Annotated in this window: 10 protein-coding genes; 3 read left to right on the top strand and 7 right to left on the bottom strand. The window is 68.2% G+C overall.

What is annotated here, in order from left to right:
- Positions 1–226 (bottom strand): hypothetical protein (locus BKN37_RS29335; protein WP_071029249.1); only part of this gene is annotated, 226 nt, incomplete at its 3' end.
- A 224-nt stretch (positions 227–450) separates the two neighbouring features.
- On the opposite strand from BKN37_RS29335, the gene BKN37_RS22970 reads away from it, so the two are divergent.
- Both BKN37_RS22970 and BKN37_RS22975 read left to right on the top strand, forming a co-directional pair.
- Complete coding sequence (locus tag BKN37_RS22970) at positions 451–3,285, top strand: heterodisulfide reductase-related iron-sulfur binding cluster (protein ID WP_071029250.1); 2,835 nt, start codon at positions 451–453, stop codon at positions 3,283–3,285.
- A gap of 66 nt (positions 3,286–3,351) precedes the next feature.
- A complete protein-coding gene (locus BKN37_RS22975; RefSeq protein WP_071029251.1) occupies positions 3,352–4,644 on the top strand; it encodes a pyridoxal phosphate-dependent aminotransferase in 1,293 nt (430 codons plus the stop codon).
- Positions 4,645–4,714: 70 nt separating this feature from the next.
- Here the strand turns inward: BKN37_RS22975 and BKN37_RS22980 are convergent, their stop codons facing one another.
- Together BKN37_RS22980 and BKN37_RS22985 are read right to left on the bottom strand one after the other, a co-directional pair.
- A complete protein-coding gene (locus tag BKN37_RS22980; protein ID WP_071029252.1) occupies positions 4,715–5,185 on the bottom strand; it encodes a DUF1707 domain-containing protein in 471 nt (156 codons plus the stop codon).
- A 15-nt stretch (positions 5,186–5,200) separates the two neighbouring features.
- Positions 5,201–6,643, bottom strand: coding sequence for a carotenoid oxygenase family protein (locus BKN37_RS22985; protein WP_071029253.1), 1,443 nt, complete (start codon positions 6,641–6,643; stop codon positions 5,201–5,203).
- 65 nt (positions 6,644–6,708) lie between these two features.
- Here BKN37_RS22985 and BKN37_RS22990 point away from each other — a divergent pair, with 65 nt between their 5' ends.
- Complete coding sequence (locus tag BKN37_RS22990) at positions 6,709–7,344, top strand: TetR/AcrR family transcriptional regulator (protein ID WP_071029254.1); 636 nt, start codon at positions 6,709–6,711, stop codon at positions 7,342–7,344.
- Between the two features lie 99 nt (positions 7,345–7,443).
- Here BKN37_RS22990 and rfbA read toward each other — a convergent pair whose 3' ends face one another.
- From rfbA to BKN37_RS23010, 4 genes are read right to left on the bottom strand one after another with little or no spacing between them, the layout of a single operon-like run.
- Positions 7,444–8,310: a glucose-1-phosphate thymidylyltransferase RfbA gene (gene rfbA / locus BKN37_RS22995; protein WP_071029255.1), complete on the bottom strand. Its 867-nt coding sequence runs from the start codon at positions 8,308–8,310 to the stop codon at positions 7,444–7,446.
- Between the two features lie 18 nt (positions 8,311–8,328).
- Positions 8,329–8,691 carry a nuclear transport factor 2 family protein gene (locus BKN37_RS23000; protein ID WP_071029256.1) on the bottom strand — a complete coding sequence of 121 codons (363 nt, stop codon included), beginning with the start codon at positions 8,689–8,691 and terminating at the stop codon, positions 8,329–8,331.
- Between the two features lie 23 nt (positions 8,692–8,714).
- A complete protein-coding gene (locus BKN37_RS23005) occupies positions 8,715–9,470 on the bottom strand; it encodes a maleylpyruvate isomerase family mycothiol-dependent enzyme (RefSeq protein WP_071029257.1) in 756 nt (251 codons plus the stop codon).
- 5 nt (positions 9,471–9,475) lie between these two features.
- Entirely contained in the window at positions 9,476–10,801 is a 1,326-nt protein-coding gene (locus BKN37_RS23010; RefSeq protein ID WP_071029258.1) for a UDP-glucose dehydrogenase family protein, read from the bottom strand.
- Between the last annotated feature and the right edge of the window lie 170 nt (positions 10,802–10,971).

Genomic DNA, 10,971 nt, shown 5'->3' on the forward strand with positions numbered 1-10,971 from the left:
GCAGCGAGTCGACCACCACCACCTCGTCCACCACGACGACGACCGAGTCGACGACCACGACCACCACCACCCAGCCGACCACCACGACCACGCAGCCCACCACCACGACGCAGCAGCCGACCACCACCACGCAGGCGCCCACCACCACGCAAGCGCCGACCACGACCGCGGCGCCGACCACCCAAGCGCCGCAGACCACCGCCGGCGCCACCGGCGAGTAGGACACCGGGTCCGCATCGCGGCTTTTTCGCGATAACCCGGCTCACCGGGTCGACACCCGGCACACTCAGCGGCAGGGCACGCCCGTCGGGCAAGTTAGGGCAACCTTTGTCGCGGGCGGGCACCGGAAGATGTCACTATGGGCAGGCTGAGCAGGGAACTGATTAAGTTACCGGCCAGTAACATGTGATTAGTTACCGCTGAGTAACTTCGGGATTGGAGAGACGCTCCGTGACCACACAGATGCTGATCAGACTGGTTGTCGGCCTGGGGATGACGGCTGTCATCTTGGCGTTGTCCGGCCGGCGGATCCTGTGGCTGGCCAAGCTGGTCCTATCCGGGCAGCCGGTGAGCGGACGCACCGACGAGGTCGGTGTGCGCCTACAGACGGAGGTCACCGAGGTCGCCGGGCAGCGCAAGCTGCTGAAGTGGACCATCCCCGGCCTGGCGCACTTCTTCACCATGTGGGCGTTCTTCGTGCTGCTGACCGTCTACATCGAGGCCTACGGGTTCCTGTTCGATGACCACTTCCACATCCCGATCATCGGAACCTGGCCGGTGTTGGGTTTCCTGCAGGACTTCTTCATCGTCGCGGTGACGATCGGTATCGCGACCTTCGCGGTCATCCGCGTCATCCGCAATCCCAAGGAGCTGGGCCGCGCGTCGCGGTTCTACGGCTCGCACAACGGCGGCGCCTGGCTGATCCTGTTCATGATCTTCAACGTCGTGTGGAGCTACGTGCTGGTGCGCGGGTCCGCGGTCAACAACGGCACCCTGCCCTACCGCAGCGGCGCGTTCGCCTCGGAGTTGTTCGGCAAATGGTTCTCGCACTTCAGCTCGACAACCAACGAGTGGATCGAGACCATCGGCCTGCTGTTGCACATCGGGATCATGCTGGCGTTCCTGATCATCGTGCTGCACTCCAAGCACCTGCACATCTTCCTGGCGCCGATCAACGTCGCCTTCAAGCGGCTGCCCAATGGGCTGGGCCCGCTGCTGCCGATGGAGTACGAGGGCAAGCCCATCGACTTCGAGGACCCGCCGGAGGACGCGGTGTTCGGCCGCGGCAAGATCGACGACTTCACCTGGAAGGGCATGCTCGACTTCGCCACCTGCACCGAGTGCGGGCGGTGCCAGTCGCAGTGCCCGGCCTGGAACACCGGCAAACCGTTGTCGCCGAAGTTGCTGATCATGGATCTGCGCGACCACTGGATGGCCAAGGCGCCCTACCTGCTCGGTAACAAGGACGCGCCGGCCATGGACATCGACCTGACCGACGCCAAGCCGCTGGCCGGCCACCACGTGCCGGAGAAGGGCTTCGAGCGCATCGGTGGCTCCGGACCCGAGCAGGCCGCCCGGCCGCTGGTCGGCACCGCCGAGCAGGGCGGGGTGATCGACCCCGACGTGCTGTGGTCGTGCACCACCTGCGGGGCGTGCGTCGAGCAGTGCCCGGTGGACATCGAGCACATCGACCACATCCTCGACATGCGCCGCTACCAGGTGCTGGTGGAGTCGGAGTTCCCCACCGAGCTGTCGGTGCTTTTCAAGAACCTGGAGACCAAGGGCAACCCGTGGGGTCAAAACGCCAAGGACCGCACCAACTGGATCGACGAGGTGGACTTCGACGTCCCGGTCTACGGCCAAGACGTGGAGAGCTTCGACGGCTACGAGTACCTGTTCTGGGTGGGCTGCGCCGGGGCGTATGAGGACCGGGCCAAAAAGACCACCAAGGCGGTCGCCGAGTTGCTGGCCGTGGCCGGGGTGAAGTTCCTGGTGCTGGGGACCGGGGAGACCTGCAACGGGGACTCGGCGCGCCGCTCCGGGAACGAGTTCTTGTTCCAGCAGCTCGCCGCCCAGAACGTCGAGACCCTCGACGAGCTGTTCGAGGGCCGCGAGCAGGCCGAGCGCAAGGTCATCACCAGCTGCCCGCACTGCTTCAACACCATCGGCCGGGAATACCCGCAGCTGGGCGGCAACTACACGGTGCTGCACCACACCCAGCTGCTCAACCGGCTGGTGCGGGACAAGAAGCTGGTACCGGTCAAGCCCTTTTCGCAGGACATCACCTACCACGACCCGTGCTACCTGGGCCGGCACAACAAGGAGTACGCCGCGCCGCGTGAGCTGGTGAACGCCTCCGGCGCCAACCTGGTGGAGATGCCGCGGCACGCCGACCGCGGGCTGTGCTGTGGTGCCGGCGGTGCGCGGATGTGGATGGAAGAGCACATCGGCAAGCGGGTCAACCACGAGCGGGTCGACGAGGCGTTGGCCACCAGCGCCACCACCATCGCCACCGCCTGCCCGTTCTGCCGGGTGATGATCACCGACGGTGTCGACGACCGCGCCGAAGCCGCCGGCCGCGACAACGTGGAGATCCGCGACGTCGCGCAGCTGCTGCTGGAGTCCCTGGACCGCAGCACGGTGACGCTGCCGGCCAAGGGCGCCGCGGCCGAAGAGGCGGCCGCCAAGGCCGCGGCCGCACCCGCGCCGGCTCCGGCCGAAGCCCCCGCCGAGGCACCCGCCAAGGAGGAGGCGAAGGCAGCGGCTCCCGAGGCGCCGGCCAAGGCCGCGGCCCCGGTCAAGGGCCTGGGTATGGCCGGCGGCGCCAAACGCCCCGGCGCCAAGAAGGCCGCCCCGGCGGCGGCCAAGGCCGCCGACAAGCCGGCCGAAGAGGCCAAGGCACCCGCACCCGCCAAGGGGTTGGGCCTGGCGTCGGGCGCCAAGCGACCCGGGGCCAAGAAGGCGGCCGCCAAACCCGCTGCCGCCGAACCGGCCAGCACCGCGACCGAACCGGCCAGCACGGCCACCGAGCCGGCCAGCACCGCGACCGAGCCCAAGCAGCAGGCCCCGGTCAAGGGGCTGGGTCTCGCTGCCGGCGCCAAACGCCCCGGCGCCAAGAAGGCCGCCCCGGCCGCGGCGAAGCCGGCCGCCGAACCGGCCCCGGCCGCCAAGGAACCGGAGCCAGCCGCCGGTGCGGGCGATGGTGAAGCGGCCGCGCCCAAGGCCGAGACGCCGGCCAAGGGCCTGGGGATCGCCAAGGGAGCCCGGCCGCCGGGCAAACGCTGAAACAGCAAGTCAGGGCCGCGCGTGGCACGCCAGCGCGGCCCTGACTTGTAGTTCGGCAAATTCTCATTGGACAGCCATGGCACCATGGTGAACGTGACGACTCATCAGCTGCCGTGGCATACCACCGGGCATCAGCAGCGGCAGCGCACGTTCGCGCAGTCTTCCAAGCTGCAGGACGTCCTCTACGAGATCCGCGGCCCGGTGCACGCGCAGGCCTCGCGGATGGAGGCCGAGGGTCACCGCATCCTCAAACTCAACATCGGCAACCCGGCGCCGTTCGGCTTCGAGGCGCCCGACGTCATCATGCGCGACATGATCCAGGCGCTGCCGTATGCCCAGGGCTACTCCGACTCGCAGGGCATCCTGCCGGCCCGGCGCGCGGTGGTCACCCGCTACGAACTCGTCGACGGCTTCCCCCGCTTCGACGTCGACGACGTCTACCTGGGCAACGGGGTCTCCGAGCTGATCACCCTGACCCTGCAGGCGCTGCTGGACAACGGTGACCAGGTGCTGATCCCGGCCCCGGACTACCCGCTGTGGACGGCGTCGACCTCGCTGGCCGGCGGCACCCCGGTGCACTACCTGTGCGACGAAACCCAGGGCTGGCAGCCGGACATCGCCGATTTGGAATCCAAGATCACCGAGCGCACCAAGGCGTTGGTGGTGATCAACCCGAACAACCCGACCGGGGCGGTGTATAGCCGCGAAGTCCTGTCCCAGATCGCCGATCTGGCCCGCAAGCATCAGCTGCTGCTGCTCGCCGACGAGATCTACGACAAGATTCTCTACGACGACGCGCAGCACATCAGCCTCGCCTCGCTGGCCCCGGATGTGTTGTGCCTGACCTTTAATGGGCTGTCCAAGGCCTACCGGGTGGCCGGCTATCGGGCCGGCTGGCTGGCGATCACCGGCCCCAAGGAGCACGCCAGCAGCTTCCTGGAGGGCATCAACCTGTTGGCGAATATGCGGTTGTGCCCGAATGTTCCCGCCCAGCACGCGATCCAGGTGGCGCTGGGCGGGCACCAGAGCATCGAGGACCTGGTGCTGCCGGGCGGCCGGCTGCTCGAGCAGCGCGACGTCGCCTGGACCAAACTCAACGAGATCCCCGGGGTGTCCTGCGTCAAACCGGCGGGCGCGCTCTACGCGTTCCCGCGGCTGGACCCCGAGGTCCACGACATCGCCGACGACGAACAGCTGGTGCTCGACCTGCTACTGCAGGAGAAGATCCTGGTCACCCAGGGCACCGGATTCAATTGGCCCGCCCCGGATCACCTGCGCATCGTGACGCTGCCGTGGTCGCGGGACCTGTCCCAGGCCATCGAGCGGCTGGGCAACTTCCTGGCCAGCTACCGGCAGTAGTTTCGGGCGCGAGCAGACGCAGAATCGCACGAATCCGGCTCGGATCGTGCGATTCTGCGTCTGCTCGGCGTCAGCCGCGGCCGTTGTTACCCGCACACGCGCGAACGGGAATCGCGTGCGAGACAACGCCGATGCCCCAGCCGAGGATCGGCCAGACCGGCCAGAAATACCACGCACCGACGGTCACGGCGGTCGCCAGCCAGATGCCGAGCATCAGCACGGACACCGCCAGGTAGGCGGCCAGGTGAATCCGCACCCCGCGCCGGGCGGCGGCGAGCTGCGCGGCGCGACGTTTCGGGTCCCGCCGGCTGATCCGCTCGATCGGCAGATCCTCGATCAGTTGATTGAGCGCGCCAACGGTTTGGGCCGCAAAGGCCCCGCCCAGCCGGGTCTCATACTCGGTCATCGACAGGTATCCCTGGGTGAATGCCTGCCCGAGCTGGGCGGCGGTGCGTTCCCGTTCGGGGTCGCCCACCCGCGCGGCGGGATTGGTCGACGCCCGGCGGCGTGGCGCCGTGGGCGTTACCAAGGTAGTGGTCATGTCGACTCCTCTGTCTTATTGTCCGGCCGGCACCCAGTTGCCGTGGAAACCCGCGGGAACCCGGTGCGGCAGGTGGATGCTGGCGACGGTGTCCAGCGTCGAAGCGTCCAGGATGGCCAGGTCGCTGCGATCGGTCGCGCTGTCGTAGACGAAGCCCATCAGGACGCCGTCGTCCTCGTCGGCGTTCGCGGCCGCGGGCTGGAAGACGAACTCGCCGAGCTGTTTTCCGGCCCCGAATGAGCGTTCCGTGGTGGTGCCGGCGACCAGGTCGTGTTTGAGCAACGTCGCTACCGGTGCCACGTCGCCGACACCGACCGCATACCCGAACCGGTGCCGCTTGCCGACCTGGCGCTCATCGACCCGCGGGAACTCCTGGCCCCGGTCGTCGAACCGGGACTCCCGCACCTTGCCGTCGGCCAGATCCACCGTCCAGCGGTCCAGGGTGGGCGGGCCTTCGGCCGGGCCGCGCAGCTCGGTGTCGAACATCTTCGGGTGCCGCACCACGTCGAGCACGATGGTGTCGCCGTCGTCGTAGGCGTTCATCGGGTGGAACACGTAGCAGGGTTCGATGTCGAACCACCGGACGTCACCGTTGCCGCCGTCGCGGGGCATCACCCCGACCCGGGCCGGGTATTTCGGGTTCCATCGGTACGGCATGGTGCGGATGCTGCTTTTCGGCATCGGCAGCCGGGCGGTGATCGGGTCGGGAATGCGGACCCGGCCGATCAGGGCGTTCAGGATCAGCCGCACCGGCAGCCGCAGCCCCGGCGGCACCGTTCCCTCGGCGACCTGGCGCGCGTCGAAGGTCACCGGCAGGTCGTAGAACACGACGTGGTTTTCGGTCAGCGAGAAATCGTGCATCATCGGCGAGCCGGTCACCTCGACGTCGACAGTGCGCCGCGCCCGGCCGTCGGCGCCGATCACCGAGTACTGCACGGTGTTGCCGCGGTTGAACGCGTAGGACACGGCGTGCAGCTCGCCGGTGTCCGGGTCGCGTTTGGGGTGCGCGGTGTAGCCGCCCGGCAGGGTGCCGTCGAAGTCGCAGGCGCCGACGGTGTCGAGCTCCTCGGTCAGCTCGTAGCAGGAGATGCCGCCCTCGACCAGCGCGAACGTGCGTCCGGCGTGCCCGATGACGTTGGTGTTAGCGCCGATCCCCGACGCCCCGACGTGCCGGCCGGCCGGCGGCTGTTCGCCGAGGGCGGCGGCGGTCAGCGGCCCGCGCACATAGCGGTTGCGGTACCACTCGGCCTTGCCGTCGCGGAGCCGCAGCCCGTGCACCATGCCGTCCCCGATGAACCAGTGGTAGACGGCCGGGTCGATTTCGCCGACCGGGTTGGGCCCGTTGCGCAGGTAACGCCCATCCAGATAGTCGGGGATCGTCCCGGTCACGTCCAGATCGGTGAGGGTGTACTCCCGCTCGATCGGCGCGAACCCGCCCTCCAGGTAGGGATTGCTCATCGGACACCTCCAGTCCATAACAATGTTATGCTCAGGTATAACACTGTTATGGCAGGATGGCAAGGGTGAGTTTGAGTCCGCGTGAGCGTTTAGTCGAAGCCGGCACCCGGCTGCTGGAACAGGCGGGGCCGGAGGCATTACAGGCCCGCAAGGTCGCCGCCGAGATCGGGGCCTCGACGATGGCGGTCTACACCCACTTCGGCGGGATGAACGGGCTGCTGGAGGCGATTGTTGCGGCGGCCTTTGAGCGGTTCGGTGCCGCGCTGGCATCGGCACCGACCACCGACGACCCGATGGCCGACTTCTTCGTCATGGGCTACGCCTACCGGGAGTTCGCACTGGCCAGCCCGCAGCGATACCGGCTGATGTTCGGTCTGGCGGCACCGCAACAGTTCCACCCCGACACCGCCGCGATGCCGGTAGCGGCCGCGACATTCCAGCAACTGGTCACCGCGGTCGAGCGGATCGTGGCTACCGGCCGGATCCGCGCGGACGACGCCGTGGACCTGGCCGGGCGGGTCTGGAGCATGGTGCACGGCGTGGTGTTGCTGGAACTGACCGGCACCTTCGGGCACGACGGGCGCGCGCTCAGCCACATCCTCGGCCCGATGACCGTCGACCTGTTCGTTGGCATGGGCGACGATCGCCAGAACGCCGAACGTTCTTTGCGGCGCGCGGGCGCGGCCATTTCGGCGCGATAATCGTCGCTCAGCGACGACGGCGGCACCCGAGTGGGAATCTCACGACGCATCAGCGGTGTGTCGCGTCGTGAGATTCCCACTCGGCGAGGTTGAGAGCCCTCAGCGCCGTTCCAATAACTCCAGCAGGTAGCCGCCGTACCCGGATTTCAGCAGGGCGCGGGCGCGCTCGGCCAGTTGCTCGTCGTCGATGAAGCCCATCCGCCAGGCCACTTCCTCGGGGGTGCTGATCTTCAGGCCCTGCCGGCGCTCGATGGTGCGCACGTAGTCGCTGGCGTCCAGCAGCGAATCAAAGGTTCCGGTGTCCAGCCAGGCGGTGCCGCGGGCCAGCACCTCCACCCTGAGCCGGCCCTGGTTGAGGTAGGTCTGGTTGATCTCGGTGATCTCGTATTCGCCCCGCGCGGAAGGCCGTAACCCGCGGGCGATTTCGATGACGTCGTTGTCGTAGAAGTACAGGCCGGGCACCGCGTAGTGGGATTTGGGGGTGGCCGGTTTCTCCTCCACCGACACCGCGATCCCGTCGGCGCCGAATTCGACCACCCCGTAGGCGGACGGGTTGGCCACCCAGTAGGCGAAGATCGCTCCGCCGCTGACGCTTTGGAAGCGACTCAGACTGGTGCCCAGACCAGGGCCGTAGAAGATGTTGTCGCCCAACACCAATGCCACCGAGTCGGTGCCGATGTGGTCAGCGCCGATGACGAACGCCTGCGCCAGGCCTTCGGGTCGGTCCTGGACCGCGTAGCTCAAGTTGATCCCGAACGCGGCACCGTCGCCGAGCAACCGATGAAAGTAGGGGGCGTCGTGGGCGGTGGTGATCACCTGGATGTCCCGAATGCCGGCCATCATCAGCGTGGATAGCGGATAGTAGATCATCGGCTTGTCGTAGACCGGCAGCAGCTGTTTGCTGACGCCCAGGGTGATCGGATACAGCCGGGTGCCGGAGCCGCCGGCCAGGATGATCCCGCGCATACGTTGAGCCTAAACGCCTCAGTCGACGCGGTCGGCCTCGGTGAGTTCGGTGGCGGTCAGCGCCGAGGACAAGTCGTCGTGCCGGAAGATCGAGGTGACGTGGTCGTGCACCACCCGGAATGCGGCCGCCGCGGTGGTGTCCTCGGGGCTCTCGGGCAGCAGTTCGACCACCACGACGCCGTTGTGCACATACATCCGGCCCAATTCGGCGGTGATCTTGGCGGAGCCGGCCCACTCGCGCAGCGCCCGGTGGCCCTGCCCGGCACCGTGCACGTCGCCGACTTCGATGTCCTCGCTGGACAGCTTCAGCAACGTGTCCAGGTCGGCGGTGGTCAGCGCGTCGTGCCAGGCCAGGACGGTGGCGATCTCCGATGTGGTCATGGTGTGAAACTACCGTGTGCCGATCAGAAAGCCGTATGGTCCAGCCAGTTCTGCCATACGGTGACGTCGCCGAACACCTCGGCTTCGGTGTCGGTGACCAGGACTCGCCGCGACACCGCCAACAGCAGGTCGGTGGCGCTGCCGCGCACAGCCACGCTGCCCTTACCGTGCGAGTGGGCCCAGCGGAGGCGGCCGTCGGCGGCGCTGATCGTCCACTCGCCCTGCTCCCCCAGCCCCGGGTCGGTGGCGTGCAGGTGCACGGTCTGATCCGCGGCCAGCGACAGCGGCCGCCCGCGTGCGCCGGCCAGCGCGGTGGTCAGGTCCAGCAACTCGCTGAGGCCGTCGGCGGCGAGCTCGGGCGCGGCGGTGAAGGACTGCCCCAGCGCCAGTGCTGCATCGGCCCGGTGCAGCAGAATCTCGTGGCAGCGGCGCCGTAGCCACCAGCCGGCCGGCCGCGGCCCCAGGAAAGTCCAGACCGGGGTGTCGGGGCCGCTCTGCTCGACGGCGTCGACCAGTTGCCGCGACCCGTCATACAGCCAGTCGATCGCACCGTCGAGGTCCTCCGGCGGCTTGCCGCCCTCGATGGTCCGGGGGTCGAGGTAGTCGTCGCGTCGCTCGGTGACGATTTGCGCCGCCCAGCGTTCGCCGCGGCCGACATGGCGGAACAGCTGCTTGAGGGTCCATTCCGGGCAGGTCGGTATCGGGGTTGCCGGGTCGCCCGCGCGCACCAATTCACCGAATGCGCGGTTTTCGTTGAGAAGTGCCGCCGCAAAATCCACGTGCGTTACGTTACGCGGCGCCCCAGGCAGTGCACCCGCCAACCGGCGCGCTGCCAGCGCTGCACATCCAGGCAGTTGCGGCCGTCGACGATGACGCGGGCGCGGACCCGCTCGGCGAGTTCGTCGGGGTCCAGGTCGACAAACTCGGGCCACTCGGTGAGCACCAGCACCGCGTCGGCGCGGTCGCAGGCCTCGGCCACCGACACCGCGTAGCTCAGGGTGGGGTAGAGCCGGTGCGCGTTGTCCAACGCCTTCGGGTCGAAGACGTTGACGGTGGCGCCGTTGAGCTGCAACTGGCCGGCGACGTTGAGCGCCGGCGAATCCCGCACGTCGTCGGATTCGGGTTTGAACGCGGCGCCCAGCACGGCGATGTTGGCGCCCAGCAGGGAGCCGCCGCAGGCGGTGGTGGCCAGCTCCACCATCCGGGTGCGCCGGCGCATGTTGATGCTGTCCACCTCGCGCAGGAAGGTCAGCGCCTGGTCGGCGCCGAGCTCGCCGGCGCGGGCCATGAAGGCGCGAATGTCTTTGGGCAGACAGCCGCCGCCGAATCCGAGCCCGGCGTTGAGGAACTTGCGGCCGATGCGCGGGTCGTAGCCCAGCGCGTCGGCCAGCACGGTGACGTCGGCGCCGGCCGCCTCGCACACCTCGGAGATCGCGTTGATGAACGAAATCTTGGTCGCCAGAAAGGCATTGGCGGACACCTTGACCAGCTCCGCGGTCTGCAGATCGGTGACCAACAACGGCACACCCTCATCGAGCATCGGGGCGTACAACTCGCGCAGGGCGACTTCCGCGCAGGTCGAATCCGGCTGCACCCCAACGACAATGCGGTCCGGGTGCAAGGTGTCGTGCACCGCGAAGCCTTCCCGCAAAAATTCCGGGTTCCAGGCCACCTCGACGTCGACTCCGCCGAGCGCCAGCGCCCGGGCCCGGTCGGCCAACTCCGCGGCGGTGCCGACCGGGACGGTCGACTTGCCCACGATGACCGCCGAGCGGGTCAGCCGGGGCACCAGTTCGTCGATGACGGCGTGCACATGGCGCAGGTCGGCGCCGTATTCACCCTTCTTCTGCGGGGTGCCCACCCCCAGGAAATGCACGTCGGCGAACTCGGCGGCCAGCTCGTAGTCCGTGGTGAACCGCAGTCGACCGGCCGCAAGGTTTTCGGTCAGCAGCTTCCGCAGACCCGGCTCGTAGAACGGGATGTCACCGCCGGCTAATTTGGCGACCTTGCCGGGGTCGATGTCGACGCCGATGACGTCGTGGCCGAGTTGCGCCATCCCGACCGCGTGGGTCGCTCCGAGGTAGCCCGTGCCGAAGACGGTGCATCGCATGCCTCCTGTGTAGGGGGCCGCGATGAGCTAATCGCGTCGTGGTGCTGAGCGTCAGGCTAACGGCGGGTGACAGTTGCGGACTCAGAAGTGAAAGCCGCCACCGTGACCGCCGCCGCCGAAGCCGCCGAACCCACCACCATGGCCACCGCCACCGCCAAGACCGGGGAACC

This window comes from Mycobacterium talmoniae (assembly GCF_001854525.1).
In the GTDB taxonomy this organism is placed as follows: domain Bacteria; phylum Actinomycetota; class Actinomycetes; order Mycobacteriales; family Mycobacteriaceae; genus Mycobacterium; species Mycobacterium talmoniae.